The sequence below is a fragment of the Pseudarthrobacter sp. NIBRBAC000502771 genome (assembly GCF_006517215.1).
Classification (GTDB): Bacteria; Actinomycetota; Actinomycetes; order Actinomycetales; family Micrococcaceae; genus Arthrobacter; species Arthrobacter niigatensis.
In genome coordinates, this window is the sequence record NZ_CP041187.1 from 1,860,747 (window position 1) to 1,880,586 (window position 19,840).

Consider the following 19,840-nt stretch of genomic DNA (forward strand, 5'->3'; position numbering starts at 1 on the left):
GGGACACCATGAGCAGGATCCTTGTCACCGGCGGCTCCGGCCGCCTGGGACGCAGCGTGGTGGCGGGCCTGGCACAGGCCGGCCACCACATCACCTCCGTGGACCGCGAGGCCGTGCCCGCAGGACTGCTGCCGCCCGGCGTCGTGCAGGAAACCGCGGACCTCCTGGCTCCGGGAGAGGCGCTGCGCCTCCTCCGGGAGGCAAAGCCCGACGCCGTCATCCACCTTGCGGCGATTGCGGTGCCGTTCAGTGCGCCGGAGGACGTCATTTTCGCCACGAACACCCGGCTCGCCTTCGCCGTGATCAGCGCGGCGACGGAGGTGGGGGTGCCCAAAATCATCACCGCCAGCAGCCCCACCGTGCTCGGTTACGGCTCGCCCGCGGGCTGGCTTCCGCCGTCGTTCCCGCTTGATGAACGGACGCCGCCGAAGCCCTGGAACGCCTACGCGCTGTCCAAGCTCATCGCGGAGCAGACCATGCAGATGTTCGCCACAGCCCAGGGGGACCGGATCCGTTATGCCGCGTTCCGCCCCTGCTTCGTCATCTCCCCGGAAGAATGGGAGGGGGCGCCCACCCAGCAGGGCCACACCCTGGCTGAACGCCTGGCCGATCCCGCCCTTTCGGCGCCGGCCCTGTTCAACTACGTGGACGCCCGGGATGTGGCGGACTTCCTTGACCTGCTGCTCCGGAAAATGACGGACATTCCCAACGGCGAAACCTTCTTCGTCGGAGCTGCGGACGCCCTGGCAACCGCGCCGCTGGCGGAGCTCATGCCCCGGTTCCTGCCCGGCAGCGAAGACATCAGCGCGGGCTTGACCGGGACCAGCCCCGCGTTCTCCATCGCCAAGGCACAGGAACTCCTGGGCTGGCAGCCGCGGCGCAGCTGGCGCACCGAACTCACGTCCCGCCACACCCTCAACGACGAGGCTTCCACGCTGGTCACTGCCGGCGGCGGAAGCAAGGAGACACCATGAAATTCGACGGCGTACTGTTCTTTCCCGTCACCCCGTTCACGGCCGAAGGCGCCGTTGACGTGGAACTGCTCAAGGAGCACATCGCTTCCCGGCTGCCCTTCGGCCCCGGCGGCGTCTTTCCCGCCTGCGGCACCGGCGAATTCCACGCCCTCAGTATCGACGAGGTCCGCACCGTGGTTGCGGCCGCCGTCGAGGTTGTGGCCGGGAAGGTCCCCGTGGTGGCCGGGGCCGGTGGACCGCTGGGCCACGCCCTCGCCGCCGCCCGCGCCGCGGAGGAAGCCGGCGCCGACGCCCTGCTGGTGCTGCCGCCCTACCTGGTGACCGGCCCCACCGACGGCCTGGTGGCCTACATCGAGGCTGTTGCGGATGCCAGCAGCCTGCCGGTCATTGTCTACCACCGCGGCAACGCCAAGTTCACCGCTGCGTCCATGGCGAAGCTGGCCGCGAACCCCAAGGTCGTTGGCTTCAAGGACGGGCTGGGAGATGTTGGCCTGGCCCAGGAAATCGTGACTGCCGTCAAGGCAACGGGCCGGACGGACTTCGCGTTCTTCAACGGACTCCTCACGGCTGAACTGACCCAGGGCGCCTACCGCGGCCTGGGCATCCCGCTGTACTCCTCGGCGGCGTTCGCCATGGCCCCGGAAATCGCGAAGGCCTACTACGATGCCTATGAGTCCGGGGATGAGGACCGCCGCAACGCCCTGCTCGAAGGGTTCTATGCACCCCTGGTGCGCCTGCGCGACCAGACTCCGGGGTTCGGGGTGTCCCTGGTCAAGGCCGGGCTGCGGCTGGGTGGACTGCCGGTCGGGTCGGTACGCCCGCCGCTGGTGGATCCCACGGAGGACCAACTGCTGGAGCTTAAGGCCATCCTCGCCAAGGGCTACGAGCTGGCCGGGCATTGATGAGCGCCCCGGCGGCCGCGGCCACGCGCAGCACCCCACGCATCACAGGCCTGTCCACCCGGCTCATTACCGTGCCGCTGCGCCGGCACTGGGGCGCAGAGGCGCCGGAGAACCACGTGATCGTCACGGAGCTTCACACGGACGACGGCGGTGCGGGGCACGGTTTCTCCTGGACGCCAACCATCGGACCGCAGGCGGTCAAGGCGCTGCTGGACTATGACATCGCGCCCTTTGTCAGCGGCCTGCCGGCGAACCCCGAAGCTGTCTGGGACGCCCTGTGGAAACGACTACATGAAGCGGGCGGCGGAGGGCTAACCACCATTGCGATGGCCGGGGTGGACCTTGCCCTGTGGGACCTGCAGGCCCGCCGTGCGGGCACATCCGTCACCGGCCTGCTGGGCCAGCGTCAGGAGTCAGCCGAGGTGTACGGTTCCGGCGTGAACCTGCACTACACCCTGGAGGAGTTGGTGGCGCAGGCCGAACGCTGGGTTGCGGCCGGCCACCAGGCAGTGAAGATCAAGGTAGGCAAGCCGGACCTCCGCGAGGACCGCGAACGCGTGGCAGCAGTGCGGTCAGTCCTGGGTCCGGACCGCAGGCTCATGATCGACGCCAACCAGCGGTGGGACCTGCCCACCACCTTCCGGGCCCTCGATGTACTGGCCGAATTCGGGCTGGAGTGGCTGGAGGAACCTCTCCGTGCGGACGATCTGTGGGCCTACCGAAGGCTGCGCAAGCATTCACCGGTGCCCATCGCCCTCGGCGAAAATCTGCACACCATTTACCGGTTCCGCGACTTCATCGAGGCGGAGGCGGTGGACATCATCCAGCCCAACATCATCCGGGTGGGCGGTATTACCCCGTTCCGGCGGATCGTGGAGCTCGCCCGTACCCACAGCATCAAGGTCATGCCGCACCTGCTGCCGGAACTCTCCGGCCAGCTGGCGCTGACCCTGGCGGAGCCCACCCTGGTGGAGGACGTCGAGGAGGCGTCGTTCGAACAGCTGGGGATCCTGGACGCGCCGGTGCCCGTGCGGTTCAGTAACAGCCGGGTGATCCTCACGGACCAGCCCGGACTGGGGTTCCGCTTCCGGGACGCTTTGTAGCCAAGAATTCCAAAAGAACAGGTACCTGACGTGACAACAGCAACACTTTCCCTGTCCGAACTCACCGCTGCCGCCACGGCGGCAGCCAGGATCTCCGCGGCCGCATCTGATGCAGAGCGTGCGGGATGGCTTAACGCGGTGGCCGACGCGCTGGATGCCAACGCCGCCGAACTGGTGGAGATCGCCGATGCCGAGACCAGCCTGGGCGTCCCGCGCCTGACGGGGGAGGTTGCGCGCACCACCGGCCAGCTGCGGCTGTTCGCGGGCGTCATCACCGAGGGCTCCTACCTCGAAGCGATCATCGACCACGCGGACCCCTCAGCCGCCCCGCCCAAGCCCGACCTGCGCCGCATCCTCCGGCCCATCGGTCCCGTCGCGGTGTTCTCGGCCTCGAATTTTCCCTTTGCCTTCTCCGTGGCCGGGGGCGACACCGCCTCGGCGCTCGCCGTCGGCTGTTCCGTGATCGTCAAGGCGCACTCGGGCCACCTCCGCCTTTCGGAACGGACCGCCGCCATCGTCGCGGAGGCCCTGCGCGGGGCGGGTGCACCGGAAGGCCTGTTCGCCCTGGTCAGCGGCCGGGAGGTGGGCACGGCACTGGTGCAGGATCCCGCCATCAAGGCCGTGGGCTTCACCGGGTCCATTCCCGGCGGCCGTGCCCTGTTCGACCTCGCCACCTCCCGTCCGGACCCCATCCCGTTCTATGGGGAGCTGGGCAGCCTGAACCCCGTGGTCATCACGGCGGCCGCGCTGCGGGAGCGCTCCGTGGAACTCGCCGCGGGACTGGCAGGATCCTTCACCCTTGGTGCCGGCCAGTTCTGCACCAAGCCAGGCCTGGTGTTCATCCCCGCCGGAACGTCCTTCGCGGCAGGCGTGGCGGAGGCCAGCAAGGACAAGGCCGCCCATGCCATGCTTACCAGGCGCATTGCGGAGGCGTACCCGGACGGGCTGCGCAGCTTTGCCTCCGTGGACGGGGTGGACGTGGTGGGCGGCACCGTAGACCAGGACGCAGCCGCCAACGGTGCGGCCCCGGTGGTTTTCGCCACCACCGCCGCCAAGGTGCTGGACAATCCGGGACAATTGCTCGAAGAGTGCTTCGGCCCCACCACCATCCTCATCGAGTACGCGGACCAGGACGAGCTGTCCGCAGTGCTGGCCACGGTCCCGGGAAGCCTGACGGCCACGCTCCACGCCCAGCCCGGCGAGGACATTGCCGGCTTGGTGGAGCAGCTGTCCGGGCTCGCAGGACGTGTACTGTTCGACGGTTGGCCCACGGGTGTCGCCGTCAACTGGGCCCAGCAGCACGGCGGTCCGTACCCGGCCACCACGTCGCTCTTCACCTCGGTGGGCGCGACGGCGGTCCGCAGGTTCCAGCGCCCCGTGGCCTACCAGGACGCCCCGGAAGCCGTCTTGCACCCGGCATTGCATGACGGCAACCCGCTGCACATCCCGCGCCGCGTGGACGGGGAGCTGGTGCTTCCGTAACACGCTCGGTCACCGAATACGGGACGAGTACAAATGCTCCCGCAGACCGCCATGACTGTGCGCGCGTTGTAGGGGTGCGAGGCTCCTGGCGACGCGCAAATTTTCCTCCGACGCGCAGATTCCCGGACGCGCCCAAATATGGGGTGCGTTAGGGTACGCGCGGGTCGACAGTGAATTTGCGCGTCGAGAGCTTTGTTACAGCTGCAGCGTCACCGGCCGGTCCAGCCCGTTCACGGTGGCCACCGGCCAGCGGGGGTCCACGGTAAGGACCTGCAGTCCGGACGCCGTGAGCTGCACCGTATCCTCGATCTTGACCCCGGGACCCGACGGGTTCCAGGTGAAGGCCTGGTTAAGGACCACGGTGTCCGTCGCGGCGGACGTCACCCGGGGGTCCCGGCCCGCGTAACCGGCAGGGCCGCCCTGATGGTGCTGCTCCCATTGGTCCGCCCCGAAACCATGGCGGACGTAGGCGGCCTGGATCCCGGCGAAGATCCTGTCCAGCCGTGCGCCGGGAACCGTAGCGTCGAAGATGTCTGCCTCAACTGCCGCGATGCGGGCCTCGGCGTCGCGCTCTTCCGGGGTGCCGGCGTCGAACCTGATCCAGCGGGTGATGTTGGCAATGAGGCCGTCGCGGCGGGCGCAGGCCACCGCCATGGCACGCCTGCCGAGAGGGGAATGCGTTGCCAGCGGGTGGCGGAAGGTGCTGCGGGAGCTGCCGTTGCAGAGGAGTACCAGGGGCTCCGCACCGGCCGCCACCACGCGCCCGGCAAGCGCTGAAGCGAGCTCGAATTCCGTGGTGTCCGGCCGGGCGGCGGACAGGACGTCCGTCATGATGCCTGCCAGCTCCGCGCCCAGGTGGGAGTAGCGGGCGCTCTCCGCGGGGAGGAGCTGCTGCCGGGCGGCGCGCAGTTGTACGGCAGCGTCCGCCTCCGCCAGCGGTGGAGCGGTGGAACTGCCGACGGCGGCCGCAGCCTGGTGCAGGTCCCCGTACCAGGGGACGGTGTGCAGGTTAACACCGGCTGGCAGCTCTTCGGCAGCAATCCGGGCGGCTTCGTTGTTGAACGTCACCAGATGGTCGCCATCGCGGTCCACCAGGAGGGCGGCGATGGGATCACCGGCCAGGCTGATGTGCACCCGGCTGCCGTCCAGGTACCAGGAGAGGGCCGTTGTGGTGGTCAGGAGCAAGGAGTCTCGGCCCGCGGCATCCAGGATGTCCAGCACCCGGCGCCGCTTGATGGCGCGGTCTGCCGGCGCGCCTGGAGCCACACGCGGCTCCCGCCGGAGAGCGGCAGTGGTTGTTGTTTGGCTCATGACGGGTCTCCCTGCTGGTGGATCAATGTTTCGACGTCGGGCGTGGCCAGGATTCCGTCGGCCACAAAAACGGTGATGCTGCGCCGCACTGGGCTGCCTGGCCGGGCAATCACAGGTGAGTCCCAGGCCAGGGACTGCCCCACGCCGGGGTAGCCGTCCACCCGCACGAACCACGGGTCCGCAGCATCGTTGGGGGCGACGAACACCAAGGTGGCCGGGCCGCCGTCGAACGTTCCCGCCCAGGCGATCCAGCGCGTGACGCTGCCGTGCGTTGCCGGCTCGCCGCTTCCTGCCGGCGTCCAGACCGTGGCGCCTTCGCATGCGGGCAGGCGCCAGAAGAACCCGCCGTATCCGCCCCCGAACCGGCCGTTGGATCCCGGGCTGCCAAGGCTGACAGGCTTGTTTCCGGCGGGGGAGAGGGCGAAGTCCAGGGACAGGCGCCAGATGGCGGGCGCGACGCCGGACCACGCCCAGGTGCGTTCCTCCAGGAGGATGGGTGCGCCGTCCGGGCTGTTCCAGCTCAAGGTCTCCTGCAGCCGTCCGGGGCGGCCTTCGCGCGCATCATGCTGCCCGGCTGTGGTGCCGGTGACCGTGATGCTGCCGTGGTCCGGGCGCCAGACGTATTGGCCGGCTTCGCGGGTGTAGGTGCGCCCGCCCCAGAAGTTCACGCCGTCCACATCCTGCAGGGCCACCCCGGCGCCCAGATGCCACACATGGTCCAGTGGCTGGTGGTCCGTGACCACGGTGCCGCCCAGGGTGCGGACCGGGTGCAGATAGGGGCGCGGGGACGAGACTGCACGGACATGGCTGCCGTCCTGGTACTCGGCTACGGGCCTGCCGTCCACGCTCAGCGTGTGGACCGGCGGAAGGTGGCGGGCCCAGGGGACGCCCAGTTCGGCGAAGGTAGCCTGCGCCTTGACGGCCCGCTGGATCAGGTCCGCTATGCCGCGAACCACGGGGTGGGCGTCGTCTCCCTCGCCTTCCCAGGCCAGGTGTTCGGCGCCTATCGGGGCTGGCTCGGGTGAGGTGCGGATGGCCTCCAGCACGGTGGTGAACGCACCGGTATCCTCCAACCCACACAGCAGCGGCACGCCGGTGGCGCGGGAGGCGAGCAGGTTCTCCAGCAGGTCGGTCCGGCCGTACGACTCCCGGCGCTCGCCGTCCGGGGTAGTGATGACCACCTCGTCTTTCGTGTAGGAAAGGGTAATGTCACCCAGGGTTCCGTGCACGGTCACGGAGGGGTCCAGCTGTTCCGGGGCGCAGAGCGTCAGGGCGCACAACAGCGTGGTTCCCAGTGCGGTGCGGACCCGGATGATGGAGGTGTCATCGCTTTCGGTGTTATTGGCCCGGTACAGGTCAGTTTCCACGGAGGCGACGTCGGCAGCAGTGTGCGCCCCGGCCAGATGCAGCCCGGTGGCAACGGCGTGGGCCAGCGCATTGGTTGCCACGCCATCCACCACATCCGTGCCGTCCAGGTTGCGTTTTCCGGCCCAGCGCGACCGCTTGAAATAGGCCTTGGTCCGCAGCCACTGGCCGCTGGCGCTGATGCCCAGGACGGTACCGATGTTCCCTGCCTCCACCATCTCCCTGACGGCCGGCAAGGCGTGGGACCCCAGGCTCTGGAAGCCCACCTGGACCAGGCGGCCATTGCCGTTCGCGGCAGCAACGACCTGCTCGAACTGGGCCAGCGACGCCACCGGTGGCTTTTCGAGGTAGACGTCCATTCCGGCTTCCAGCGCCGCGGCCGCCAGCGGGGCATGCGTCTGGATCGGGGTGGCAATAATGACGACGTCGGCGCCCGGCCGGGCGGCCAGCAGCGCGGCGAAATCGGGGAACACGGCGACCGACCCGGCGAGGGTGCCGGGGCGCGGCGGATTGGGATCGGCAACAGCTACCAGTTCCAGTGCGCCGGTTTTTTCAAGCCGGGCCAGGTTGGCGAGGTGATGTTCGCCGAAGCCATGTACGCCCACAAGTGCCACCCGCGGGACGGAGGCAGCAGCGCGCTGTTGGTGTGTCGGATCCGCGGCGGTGGAATGCTGTGCGGTCATCGGGGTCCTTGGGGAGAGGTGGGAAGGGGTTGCGGGGCCAAGGCTTGCGCCAGGAAATGGAGGGCTTCGTCCTGCATGGCAGCAGTGAATACGTGGCCTCCGGGCCAAAAGCTGCCCGTGTACCTGCCGGTGCCGGCATGCATTGATTCCAGCAGTTGGTGTGCCTGGCGCATGCCGTCCTCGGGAAAGAGTTCATCGGCAAGGGCGTACTGCACCAGGAACCGGGCCGCCGCCGACCTGCCGCTAAGCTCCGGCCAGTCGCCCAGTTTCCACAGGCCGGGAGTCTGAAGCAGCCACGAGTGTGCGTCCAGGTAGGCGGGGAAGAGGGATTCGAAGGTGGTCATCATGCATGCCACCACGGCGGCCTGGATCCGGGGGCTCAGGGCAGCCAGGGTGAGCGAGCGGCCCCCTCCGCCGGAGAATCCGATGCAGCCCAGCCGGTCCTGGTCCACGCCGGGCCGGGCGGCCAGGACTTCCAGGGCGGCGAGGTCGTCATGTGCCACCATGCCTGCCAGGCTGGTGCCCAGCAGTCCTGCCGCTTTGGCAACCGTGTCCTCGTGGAAGCCCGCGGTCGCGTTGTATTCGTCCGCAGCGGAAGGAACGACGCCGTCCTCCCGCCATTGCGCGTGCTGCGCCGCCGTTGCGGCTGCAGTGCGCCATGGAGCTGAGGAGAGGTCGAAGCGGCGGCTGCCCCAGGCGAAGGTGTCATGGGCCAGGACAACAAAGCCCCTCCGGGCGGTGTCAGTAGCCAGGGCGCGGCCGTCGTAGTGCCCGGCACGGGCGGATGCGGCTGACGGATGGTTATCGGGAAGCTCCACCAGCCGGTCCGCGCCGCCGAACTTGTTGCCGCCGTGGCAGTGCAGTGCCAGGACGCCCGGCAGGGGACCTGGGTGCCCGGCAGGCCGCACCAGCCAGCCCGTGGTGCGGGGCCCAAAGCCCAACTGCCAGCTGAGCTGGGAGGTGGTGGCGCCGTCGTGCGTGCGTTCCCATTGCACCGTCACATCCGGCGGTGCCACCGGACCCGGTACACCCAGGGCGTCCGATAGTTCCTGAGCCACCGCTGCCGACGCCCGGTGCCGTGGTTTGCTGCGCACGTAGGCCGGCCAGTCCTCGTAGCCGGCGATGGCGCTGGGCCTTGGTGTTGGGCTCATTGGCCGGCTCCTTCCTCGGAATGCGTATTCATGGACCGTGGCGCCGACTGTCTACGGGAGGCATAACCACCAAGAAAACGGTTTCTCTCAACTTAACAAAGGGTTGTTGGTGCGTCAACAAGCGGTATCCCCAGGCCGTGCGGCGCCCTTGGGGTCCAGGCCGAACGCTTAGGGACAGGGGTTCCGTTGCCTCAAATCCTTCAACCTCCCCAGCATCTTATTCTACAAGTTCTAAGCTTGTATTATAACTTGTGGAAAGCGCTTTCATGCTTCGCCTTCCTTAGTTCAGCCCCCATCCCCGACAGATCAACGATGATCGGAGTACACAGTGCCACGTTCACCCCGCCCCGCGGCGTCTGCACATCAGCCCCCAAGGGCTCCCGCACCAGGCGCGCCCCGCCGTCCCGGGAAGGGCCGGGTCCGATGGGCGATAGCGGTTGCTGCCGCGACGGCAGCCGTCCTGGCCCTCAGCGCCTGCGGCGGGGGAGCAGCACCGAAAAGCGCGGACGGCAAAGTGGAACTTCGCTTCACTTGGTGGGGAGGTGACAAACGGGCGCAGTTGACCCAGGCGGCCATCGCAGCGTTCGAGGCCGAAAATCCCAACATCACGGTCAAGCCGGAGTTCGGTGACTGGAGTGGCTACTGGGACAAACTTGCCACCCAGACCGCGGCCAACGATGCTCCCGACGTCATCCAGGTGGACGAAAAGTACATTACCGAATACTCGAGCCGAGGCGCGCTCCTTGACCTCTCCAAGTACGGCATCGACACCTCAAAGCTTGACGAGGCAGCGCTGAATGCAGGCAGGAGCGATAAGGGATTGACCGGTATTGCCGCCGGCATCAACGCGGCCACCATCCTGGCCAACCCCGCGGTCTTCCAGGCAGCCGGCGTACCACTGCCGGACGACTCCACGTGGACCTGGGAGGATTTTGGGCGCATCGCGGCCGACATTACTGCCAAGTCCCCGAAAGGTACGTACGGTTCGGCCGCCTACGGAACCGACGAGGCCTCCCTGGGCGTGTGGCTTCGACAGAACGGAAAGTCGCTCTACACCACTGATGGCAAGCTGGGCTTCGAACCGGCCGACATCGCCGGCTGGTGGGCATTCCTGAAGCAGTTGAGCCAAAACAAGGCCGTACCGCCTGCTGCCGAAGTGGTGGAGGCTGATGCCGCGCCGCTGGACCAGAGCGGCCTGGCAACCGGAAAGAACGCGATGGCCTTCTGGTGGTCCAACCAGGCTCCGGCGCTGGAAAAGGCCTCCGGCGGCGACCTGAAGATCCTGCGCTTCCCCTCCAAAGCCGGTGCCGCCGATGAGGCGAAGCTTTGGTACAAGGCCTCGCAGTTCTGGTCCGCCTCCTCACGCACCAAACACCCGCAGGAAGCGGCAAAGTTCATCGATTTCCTCACCAACAATGTGAAGGCCGGCGAGGCACTCCTGGCGGACCGCGGCGTTTATCCTAACTCGGATGTCCGTGCAGCCATCGCGCCCAAGCTGACTCCGGCCGATACCAAGGTGGTCAAGTTCATCGACGAGATCAAGGATGAACTGGGAGAGGCTCCGGCCCCGCCGCCCAAGGGTGCAGGGGCCATCCAGGAGATCATCAAGCGGTACACCTCAGAGGTCCTTTTTGAACGCTTGTCCACGGACGAAGCCGGCAAGAAGGCAACTGACGAAATGAAAACAGCCATCCGCAGCTAGGCCACTGGGAACATATTCAAACCCGGTTCTGCCCCGGGGGACCGGCGGTTCCTCCGGGGCAGAGCTGTCCAATGGCGGAGCTGTTGAGGAAGGTCCTGCTGACTGACGATGGTTCCCTACGGGACGCTGCTCTCCCTGGGCCGTAACCGCTGCCGACCCTCCGCCGGTCCGTGGGCGCGGGGTGCAGACACCCTTCCCAGCACGTGGCCAGCAGGGCTCTTCAAATGCTGGCCAGGATCCAGTCCGTGCTCACCCCGAAGCGGCAGGAAATCATTGACCTCCCGCTGCGGCACGTCGGCGGACGGCAGGCTGGCGGTTAGAAGTGCGCTCCCGGGGAGTGGTGGGGCGGTGGAGTGGTAGGTGTGGCCGGTGGGGGTGGTGGTTGCCACGGTATGCCGCGGTCCCTGGATGGTTTGGGCCGTCCAGCCGGGGGTTTCTTTGGTGTGGTTGCAGGCTTCGCACAAACCTTGGCCATTATCCACGTTGGTGGGTCCACCGGTGTGCCAGGCGGTGATGTGGTCGTGGTGCCTGATCGGGGCGTCGCAGTACGGGGTTCGGCAGGTGCCGTCCCGGACCTGGAGAAACCGTTTCAGCCCTGGCGGGAAGAGCCGGGCTGTGGAGTCCATCGCCACGAGCTCGCCGCTGCCCGGAACGGTGTAAAGCCGCCGGACCCACAGGTCGAGTTCATGAGCGGCTCCCTCGCCGGTCACCGGTCTTCCCGCGGCTGGTCCGCCGGTGAGGGCGATGGCCCGAGCCGGTTCGGCGGGGATGGTGCAGTAGCCGGGGAGCCGTGCTGGTTCTGCGTCGGCCCGGAAGAGGGTGCGGTCGGTCATGACGAGCTGGATCTGAACCCCGGTGATGCCGCCGGGGGTGCCGGTGAGGCGTTCGACGAGGGTGTCGGCCATGACCTGGCCACGGGACCGGTCATCCCCGGCCGCCCGGGCGGTGTCGGCGTCCCGGACCAGGGCGGCGTAGGCGGCCACGCCCTGGGCGACCGGGAGCAACGCGGTCAGGTAGGTCATGGTGTCCGGGGCCGGACGCAGGCTCACGGCCCGCTCGCTCACGGCCCGGGCGGCGCGTTTGGCGACGGAGGCCGGGTCCCGCCGGTACGCCGCGGCGCGGACGGCGGCGATGATCGCTTTGTCTCCCGCACCGTCCAGGGCACCGGTATCGGCGGCGAGTTCCTCATCCACCCCGGCCCGGTCCCCGGGCGTGAGGCAGATGGTTTCCTTCACGATCAGGGTGGCCCGCCACTCATTGAGCAGCCCGGCAAGGAACGCGGCGAACGTGTGCGGCATCCCGGTTAACGCCTTGGCCAGGCCCAGCAGCCGGGAACCCCGGGCCGGGGACTCCCGCCTTGCCAGGGCGATCTGCGCCGCGACCCCGGCACCCTGCCCGGCGGCCGGGACCCCGGCGTCGGCCTGTTCCCGCCGCTGGGACAGGTCAAAAGCGACCGCGGCCTCAGCCTGCCGGGCACCGGCAAAGCACTTCAACTCCTCCAGCCCGCGAATCTGGTCAATCAAGCCCGCACCATCAGCAGCCAGGGGAACACGGGCCAACAGGTTAAGCACATCAGCGATGCAAGGCACTTGAGGCTTCGCCTCCAGAACTCTTGCTCCCACTTCAACCGCCTCCATAAGCAGAGTCTTCCAGCACCCTCTGACAATTCCGACGGCCCCTACGTCCTATGTGGAAAAGGCGGTTTCTCACCCCCTGCAGCTCCGCGCCGCAGTTCTACCGCGACCGCGGATGGGTGAATCATGTGCCCTGGCACCATTTCCCACAGTTCCTGCCGTGATCGAAAATCCTGTGGCCGTGGACAGAAGCTGGGTCGTGGCGACGGATATGGACTTCGACTCCACAGTGGTGGCGGGCGCCCGGCAACTCGTATCTGCACTAGTGCAGGACCCTGTGAGCAAAGCGATACCCCGTGGCAGCGAGTTCAACAACTGTTGGTAGCGGCGTTGCTGGCTCTCCGCACGCACACAGGGCTGCCAATAGCGTGAGGGTCAGTGATGAGAGCCCCATTCTTCCGGCCATACGCCCCACCCCGGTCCCCAAGCAGGCCCACAGAATATGCCTTGGGAAACGCGATTACTGCGATAGCTGATGGACGACGCTCGGTATGAAGCCCAAAGTGCTGATCAATGCCAGCGTGGCAATGCAGTACCCAACGGCGAGAGCAGCGACTGCCAGCCCTTTTCCTCGCTCATCTTTGAGTTTGATCTGATTGACGGCGACGTGCCCGGCGCCCACTGCAAAGACAGCAAGAACCGCGACTCCAAAAACCCAGAAACCTGATGCTGCTACGACAGCAAACACAATCGATGCAACAGCCAGTTTGTTCAGTCGATGCGTTGCCGTGTGAGTCGCGTATGCAGGTCTACTCATTTAGTCCCCCAACCTAGTTGTGAGAGTGAGTCTAGCTCTGGGCCGTCGTCCCCGGGGCTCCTGGGTCACCTCAGGAGGTTTTGACGCTTCCCGTATGGCAACCACCTATCTAACCCTCGGCCACCACTACGACACCCCCGGCCGGAACCGTGCCGCCAAAAGACTCACCCGTCAGCAGGTCGGTGCCGGTGGCAGAAACCGAAGCAGCCGAGCGCGTGTGGTTGATGGCAAACAGGAAGCTCCGCCCGTCCTCGGAAACCCGGCGGACAAGCTCCACTCCAGGATCGGCGTCGGCAACAGGGGAAACCCCGGATTCGGCGAGCAGTTTGTCCAGGAGGGCATCAATGCCATCGGGATCGGGGAAGGTAGCCAGGTACCAGGCCGCCCCGAAACCCACGGGGCGCCGGGTGACGGCGGGAACGCCGTCCAGCGGATACCCGGTAAAGGCCTGTATCGCCTCCGCGCCGGCCAGATGCACATGCTCGCTCCACACCGACGAGACGGTCCCGTCGCTGAGTTTCAGCTGGGACCCGGCCAGCAGCGGGTGGAATTCCTCCACGCGCACGCCCAGGAGACCGCGGAACGCGCCCGGATAGCCTCCCAGCCGCACGTGGTCCTGCATGTCCACAATTCCGCTGAAGTAACTCACCAACACCGTGGCCCCGGCAGAGGCGGCCGCGGCGATGTTGGCGGCGGAGTCATCGGACACGGCGTACAGCGTGCACACGAGCACCAGGCCATACCCCTCCAGCGACGCGGACGGGTGCACCAGGTCCACGGTAATTCCGCGGAGGAACAGGGCGCGGTGGAACGCCCGCAACAGGTCCAAATACTTCACATCGATACTGGGCTTGGAATCAATCTCGCTGGCCCACCAGGACTCGTAGTCAAAGACGATGGCGGCCCGGGATTGAACCCGCGAACCACGCACAGGTTCCAGGCGTTTCAGCGCTGCGCCCAGTTCCACCACCTCGCGCCACACCCGCGTGTCCCGCCCTCCGTGCGGCACCATCGCGGAATGGAACTTTTCCGAGCCGGCAAAGCTCTGGCGCCACTGGAAGAACATCACGGCGTCCGCCCCGCGCGCCACGTGCGCCAGGGAATTCCGCAGCATCTCGCCGGGCATCTTGGGCTGGTTGCGCTGCTGCCAGTTCACGGCCGACGTCGAATGTTCCATCAGGATCCATGGGTCACCGCCCGCAATGCCGCGGGTAAGGTCCGCGCTGAACGCGAGTTCCACCTGCCGTTCGGGGTCGGCGGCCACAAGGTAGTGGTCGTTGGCGATGACATCCAGTTCCTTGGCCCAGTCGAAATAGTCCATGGACTTGGTGGCGCTTGAGGCCATCAGGTTGGTGGTGCAGGGGACGTCCGGCGTCACTTCGCGCAGTACCGCCACGAGCTGCCGGTAGTAGTCCACCAGGGACCAGGAGTTGAACCGCTGAAAGTCCAGTTGCTGGCCCGGGTTGAGCGTGGACGGGGCGACGGACGGCGGCAGGATTTCGTCAAAGGAACCGTAGTTCTGGGACCAGAACGCCGTGCCCCAGGAGGTGTTGAGCGCATCAACGGTCCCGTACCGGCGCTCCAGCCAGGTGCGGAAAGCGGCGGCGTCCTCATCCCCGTAGAACTCGGAGATGTGGCAGCCGAGTTCGTTGTCCACGTGCCACAGGGCCAGGGCCGGGTGGTCCTTGTATCGTTCGGCGATCACGCGGGTAATTCCGGTGGCATAGCGGCGGTACACGGCCGACGACGGCGTGTAGTGCCGCCGCGAGCCCGGCCCCAGCACGGTCCCGTCAGCCGTGACCGGCAGGATTTCCGGATGCTTGCGGACCAGCCAGGCCGGGGGAGCGGCGGTGGCGGTGGCCAGCGCCACCTTCACTCCGATGCCCGCGAGGTTGTCCATGACCTCGTCCAGCCAGCCAAAGTCGTACTGTCCCTCGGCCGGTTCCAGCAGGGCCCAGGAAAAGATGCCGACGCTGAGGAGATTCACCCCCGCTTCCTGCATCAGTTCCAGATCCTCCGCGCGCACGCTGCGGGGCCACTGTTCCGGGTTGTAGTCGCCGCCGAAGGCGAGGCCCTGCACCTTGCTCCAGACTGGGGACGGACCGCTGGGTTCCTGCATTCTTGGGGCTCCTCTTGTGTTCATCTGCCTGCTTCACTCCGGTGCGAAGGTCCACGTTCCAGTGTGGACCCGGAAATCCCTGGTGGCCCCGGCGGGGCCTGCTGCATCTTCCGGCAAAGACCTGGCGGCTGCACCGTCCGGCGTCGGGCCTTTGACCCCGTAAAGGCCCGACGGCAACCTGACTGTTGCCAGCACTCCCGGCGGAATGGTGCACTCAACCTCCACCAATGGACCGTGCCGCCGCCAGCTGACGTCCGCCCAGCCGTTGCCCGTGGGCACGCGGCCGCGGGCGTGGTCCAGCCGGCACAACGGCGGCTCAATCAGGAGTTCGCCGGGCACCACGTTCCGTACGCCCAGCAGGTGTTCGAAGATCTCCTTGACTACCGATGCGGACCAGGCGTGCGACTGGCTGTAGTCGGTGCCGTCCACCAGGTCCCAGGCCTCCCAGGTGAAGGTGGCGCCGCGTTCCAGGAGCCGGGCCCAGCCGGGCTGGCCGCTGTTGGTGAGCAGGTCCAGAACCGCGTCGGTCATGCCTTGGCCAAGCAGGGCGCGGACCAGGCGGTGCACGGTCATGGGTCCCTGCCGCATCCCCATGGCCGCGATCCGGACGGCATCCTCGTGGGCGTCGGCCGGGTCGGTGATGCCCAGGGACAGCGGGAAGGAAGTGGCGTGCTGGGACGCGTGGGGGCTGGGGGTTCCGTCCCCGTGGAGGCCGTCGATCATTACCCCGTCCACCCGCAGGCGTGACCGGATGGCCCTGGCCAGGGTCCGGGCAGACGCCGCATAGCGGGCTGCTGCATCCTCGTCACCAACGGTGCCGCAGAGCCGGGCCGTCGACATCAGCGCCGAGTACGCCTGGGCGTTGACGGTGGTTTTAGCCGCACACTCCATGTCGTACCCAAACCGGCCAGGCGCGGGCCAGTCAACGATGCCGTGCAGGTACGGGCCGGAGCCGCCGCCCAGCCTGGTGACCAGTCCCGCCGTCGGGCCCTCCGCGGGAATGTACCGCAGCGCGTAGTCCGCCGTATCGCACAGGTGCGGCAGCAGCTCGCGGATGAGCGTGAGGTCTCCGGTGCGGCGGTGGTACTCCTCGGCCCACTCGGGGACCATCAGGGAGAAATCAGGAATGTCGCGCTTGCCGTCCCCGTTGGGGTAGACGGCGTTGTAGCGCCCTTTGTCCTCCCCGTCGGTCCAATAACGGAGCGCAGACCAGCTGAACTCCCGCAGCGCCTGCGCCGTGTAGGCGTGCTCGCCGAACAGGGCCATGGTGGCATAGGAGATGTTCGCGGCGTCGGCCAGGAACTGGCCTTTTTCCCGGGTCGGGGTGTCCACGAACTGCTCCTGCACCCCGTACAGCGCCGAATCCCGCAGCAGCCGGAAGACGGCGTCCAGGGTGGGATCCGAGCTGGAGAAGCTGCCCTCGCCGGGCTGGCCTCCGCGGACCACCACCGCACCGACCCTGGACACCTCAGCAGGATCAACGCCGGGTAGCTCCAGGTAACGGAAACCCAGGTGCACGGTGGCGTGGAACTGTTGGGGCCCTGCCGCCTGGGTATAGGGGAAGGACATGTCCGTGTTTTGGCTGGCCGTCTTTCCGGCATCCACCCGCCCGTCCGGGCGGAGGACGTAGCCGGCCCGGAGCATCACGGTGCGCCCGGGGACGCCGTCCAGGAAATCGATCTCAGGCCGCCCGGGCAGGACCTGGCCGAAGTCTGCAACCAGGGTGCCGTCGCCGGCCGTAAGGAATTCGCGCGGGGCAACGAACTCTTCAGCCAGGGAGGTGCGGCGCGGGTGGAGGCGGGGAAAGTCCGACGACGGGTGGCGGCCGCACAGGATGGCGGCGGGCAGGTCTTCGGCAGGGCTAAGGGACGCCGCGGCCTCTCCGTCCAGGTGTTCCACGGGGTCGCCCTCGTCGTTCCGGTAGCCCGACTGGCGGTATGGCGCCTCCCCTGCCGACCAGCCGGGACCCGAACCGAACACCTCGCGGCGCCCGTCCGTGTACTGCACGCTGAGCCGGGCAAGGAGGCCCGGAACTCCTGCGGCCCTGCCCTGGCCCGGGCCGTACCAGTGCAGCAGGGCTGTCAACGGAACCGGCTCCCCCTGCGGCTGTGCGGCCAGCACGCCGGTGACGTCCGCAGCATCGTAGTAGCCTTCCCCGGGGTACCCGAACGACGTCACGCTGAGGCTGTGGACCCCGGCGACGGAAACTTGTGCGTGGTGGTTGGCGGCCACGTACAGGCGCGCCCGGCTGACCTTGCCGGTGAGCTCAACCGCCGCGCGGAACAACGTCCATTCGTCGGGCTGGCGGAAGGCCGTGGTTCGGGTCCAGGCGGCCAGGATGCCGCTCCCGGCGTCCGTGCCGCCGTCGAACCTTTGATCCATCAGGGGCGATCCCCCGGCGACAACCCGCAGCGACGCGTACTCAGCCTGGCTGCGCGGGCCCTGGTGCAGGGCCAGCCGCCCCTCTGGCCCGGCCGGCTCCTGGACCGCCATCAGCTCGGCGCCATTCAGGGACACCGTGATCCGGTTTCCGTCGTCCGCCACGGCCAGCTCCAGCCAGCCCCCGTTCTGCGCGGGCGGGGTGCTGGCATCCGCACTTGCCAGTACCGTGGTGGGCGGCGTGGCCGCCGCGGGAATCTCCCACGCAGGGGCCCGCCGCAGCACCACACTGCCTGCCTGGTCCAGTTCGAGGAGCAGGCCGGTCCCAGGTCCGCCACTCCGGAGGATCATGCCCACCCGGCCCATCACGGGCCGCAGCCGGGCTTCCAGCCGGAAGCTGCGCACCGGCGGGCAGGGGAGGGGCAGGAACGGCGATCCCGCCACGCGGAGCGCGCAGTCCAGAATCCCGAGTGGTGCCCGGCCGCCGGGAGTACGGCGTATCCATTCTGCCTGCCAGGAGCTGTCATCCAGGCCTGTGCTGAACTGCTTGGCAGCCGACCATTCGCCGGCGGCTCCGGTGGCGTCGCGGATCCGGACGCGCCAGGCATAATCAGCATCGGTTTCCAGCCCGGGGCCGGTGTAGGGGATGTGCCGGTGCTTGTTGTCCGCAACCCAGCCGGAGCTCCAGGTGTGGGCTCCGGAGCCGTCTTCCAGCGTTATCTCATAGCCGGTCTGCCAGGCCTGTGCGGGGTCGTGGTTCCCGGCCTGGGCCAGGTCCCAGCCGAAGGTAGGGCGGCGGGAGGCCGTCAGGCACTCTTCGAGGCCGTCCGTCAGGAGGTGGACGGCCAGGAGTTGCCCTGAACTGGACCCGTCCGTGCCGGGTGGAATGGAGGCAGCCTGCCGGTCCTGCGTGGTTTCCTGGTTCATGGGGCAGTGTTCATGGGGCTTGCGGGAACCGTGAAGGCCGCAGGAGCCGAGTGCGCCCAGGGAAGTCCGAGTTCGCTGAAGGTGGCGTGCTGCCGGCCGGCCTGTTCAAGGGCCGCCTCGATACCCGGTACCACTGCATGGGCGGTGTCGCCTTCGCCTTCCCACCGGACGTGTTCCGCGGCGATCGGGGCGGGCGCTGGTGCGGTACGGATGGCTTCCAGGACCAGCATGAAGGCGCCGCTGTCCAGAAGAGGACTGATCAACGGCGTGCCGTTCCTGCGGTGGGCCAGGAGGTTTTCCGTGAGGTCGTCCCGGCCGAATGTCTCCTCCGTGGTGCCGGCTTCCGTCGAAACGGTGAGGCGGTCTTCGGTGTAATGGAACACCGCTGTTCCTGCCGTTCCCTGGAGGATCACGCAGGGTTCAACAGACGTGGCGGCGCAGAGCGTCAGGGCACAGGTGATGGGCAGGCCCGCGGTGGTGCGGATCCTGATGACCGATGTGTCGTCGGATTCGATGCCGTTGGCGCGGTACAGCTCGGTTTCCACGGAGGCGAGATCGGAGGTGGTGCGTGCCCCGGCGATCCGGAGGGCTGTTGCGACGGCGTGCGCCAGCGGGTTGGTTGCCACGCCGTCCACCACATCCACGCCGTCGAGGGTGCGTTTCCCGGCCCAGCGTGACCGCTTGTAATAGGCCTTGTCCCGGACCCAGCGGCCGGTCGCGGAGATGCCTTGGAGCGTGCCGATGGTGCCTGCCGCGAGGAGGTCCCCGATCGCTGCCAAGGCGTGCGAACCAAGGCTTTGGAACCCGATCTGCACGCTGCGTCCCGACGCCGATGCCGCCTCTGCCAGGCGGGTGAAATCAGCCAGGGACGCTACGGGTGGCTTCTCCAGGTAGAGGTCCGCGTGGGCGGCCAGCGCTGCCAGGCCCAGCGGTGCATGGGTCTGGATCGGAGTGGCCACAATGATGGCATCCAGGTCCGCGGTATGGGCCAGGAGTTCGGGCAATCCCGGAAAGACCATGGACGACGCCGGCAGGGACCCCGGTGCCGGCGGGGTGGGATCTGCTGCGGCAACGAGTTCGACGGCGCCTGCCGTGGTGAGCCGTTCAAGGTTCAGCAGGTGCTGGGTACCGAAGCCGTGTACGCCAACCAGCGCCACGCGCGCGGGCGCATTTCCCTGTTGGGGCCGGCCGGTATTGCGATCCGCAGGTTCCCGGTTGAGTGTTGTCGGAAGTGCCGCGCCGGCAGGCGTTGCCATGGTTCTCCGTTCGGCCCAGCAGGGCAATCAGATTGGGGCGCCCCCCGGCTGCGGAGGCGGATCTTCAGAATGGTGGCCCGCCGGGACATGCAGCG

General features: G+C 67.8%; 13 protein-coding genes. 5 read left to right on the forward strand and 8 right to left on the reverse strand.

The features are described 5' to 3' along the window. Positions 1–8: 8 nt before the first annotated feature. From NIBR502771_RS08680 to NIBR502771_RS08695, 4 genes are read left to right on the forward strand one after another with little or no spacing between them, the layout of a single operon-like run. Positions 9–974, forward strand: coding sequence for an NAD(P)-dependent oxidoreductase (locus NIBR502771_RS08680; RefSeq protein ID WP_141159401.1), 966 nt, complete (start codon positions 9–11; stop codon positions 972–974). Then, entirely contained in the window at positions 971–1,876 is a 906-nt protein-coding gene (locus NIBR502771_RS08685; RefSeq protein WP_141159402.1) for a 5-dehydro-4-deoxyglucarate dehydratase, read from the forward strand. Before NIBR502771_RS08680 ends, NIBR502771_RS08685 begins: the two co-directional genes overlap by 4 nt. After that, the gene (locus NIBR502771_RS08690; protein ID WP_141159403.1) at positions 1,876–2,979 is read left to right on the forward strand and encodes a mandelate racemase/muconate lactonizing enzyme family protein; all 1,104 of its coding nucleotides are present in this window, start codon (positions 1,876–1,878) and stop codon (positions 2,977–2,979) included. The genes NIBR502771_RS08685 and NIBR502771_RS08690 overlap by 1 nt, the downstream gene beginning before the upstream one ends. 30 nt (positions 2,980–3,009) lie before the next feature. Beyond that, complete coding sequence (locus NIBR502771_RS08695) at positions 3,010–4,461, forward strand: aldehyde dehydrogenase (NADP(+)) (protein WP_141159404.1); 1,452 nt, start codon at positions 3,010–3,012, stop codon at positions 4,459–4,461. 195 nt (positions 4,462–4,656) lie between these two features. Here the strand turns inward: NIBR502771_RS08695 and NIBR502771_RS08700 are convergent, their stop codons facing one another. Genes NIBR502771_RS08700 through NIBR502771_RS08710 form a run of 3 tightly spaced genes read right to left on the reverse strand, consistent with a single transcriptional unit; the run spans position 4,657 to position 8,971 of the window. Continuing rightward, positions 4,657–5,772 (reverse strand): Xaa-Pro peptidase family protein, encoded by a 1,116-nt coding sequence (locus NIBR502771_RS08700; RefSeq protein WP_141159405.1) that lies wholly within the window; start codon positions 5,770–5,772, stop codon positions 4,657–4,659. Beyond that, positions 5,769–7,820: a DUF6807 family protein gene (locus tag NIBR502771_RS08705; protein ID WP_141159406.1), complete on the reverse strand. Its 2,052-nt coding sequence runs from the start codon at positions 7,818–7,820 to the stop codon at positions 5,769–5,771. Before NIBR502771_RS08705 ends, NIBR502771_RS08700 begins: the two co-directional genes overlap by 4 nt. Then, complete coding sequence (locus tag NIBR502771_RS08710; RefSeq protein ID WP_141159407.1) at positions 7,817–8,971, reverse strand: acetylxylan esterase; 1,155 nt, start codon at positions 8,969–8,971, stop codon at positions 7,817–7,819. The genes NIBR502771_RS08705 and NIBR502771_RS08710 overlap by 4 nt, the downstream gene beginning before the upstream one ends. A gap of 328 nt (positions 8,972–9,299) precedes the next feature. Here NIBR502771_RS08710 and NIBR502771_RS08715 point away from each other — a divergent pair, with 328 nt between their 5' ends. Next, complete coding sequence (locus NIBR502771_RS08715; protein ID WP_141159408.1) at positions 9,300–10,673, forward strand: ABC transporter substrate-binding protein; 1,374 nt, start codon at positions 9,300–9,302, stop codon at positions 10,671–10,673. Between the two features lie 116 nt (positions 10,674–10,789). Here the strand turns inward: NIBR502771_RS08715 and NIBR502771_RS08720 are convergent, their stop codons facing one another. The 5 genes from NIBR502771_RS08720 to NIBR502771_RS08740 form a co-directional block, all read right to left on the reverse strand. Next, positions 10,790–12,310, reverse strand: coding sequence for an HNH endonuclease signature motif containing protein (locus tag NIBR502771_RS08720; RefSeq protein ID WP_246839842.1), 1,521 nt, complete (start codon positions 12,308–12,310; stop codon positions 10,790–10,792). A gap of 457 nt (positions 12,311–12,767) precedes the next feature. Continuing rightward, the gene (locus NIBR502771_RS08725) at positions 12,768–13,064 is read right to left on the reverse strand and encodes a DUF4190 domain-containing protein (RefSeq protein WP_141159410.1); all 297 of its coding nucleotides are present in this window, start codon (positions 13,062–13,064) and stop codon (positions 12,768–12,770) included. 109 nt (positions 13,065–13,173) lie between these two features. After that, positions 13,174–15,183 carry a beta-galactosidase gene (locus NIBR502771_RS08730; protein WP_141159411.1) on the reverse strand — a complete coding sequence of 670 codons (2,010 nt, stop codon included), beginning with the start codon at positions 15,181–15,183 and terminating at the stop codon, positions 13,174–13,176. Between the two features lie 33 nt (positions 15,184–15,216). Continuing rightward, a complete protein-coding gene (locus tag NIBR502771_RS08735; protein ID WP_141159412.1) occupies positions 15,217–18,489 on the reverse strand; it encodes a family 78 glycoside hydrolase catalytic domain in 3,273 nt (1,090 codons plus the stop codon). Beyond that, positions 18,486–19,646, reverse strand: a complete 1,161-nt coding sequence (locus NIBR502771_RS08740; protein WP_246839843.1) for a Gfo/Idh/MocA family protein — start codon at positions 19,644–19,646, stop codon at positions 18,486–18,488. The genes NIBR502771_RS08735 and NIBR502771_RS08740 overlap by 4 nt, the downstream gene beginning before the upstream one ends. Between the last annotated feature and the right edge of the window lie 194 nt (positions 19,647–19,840).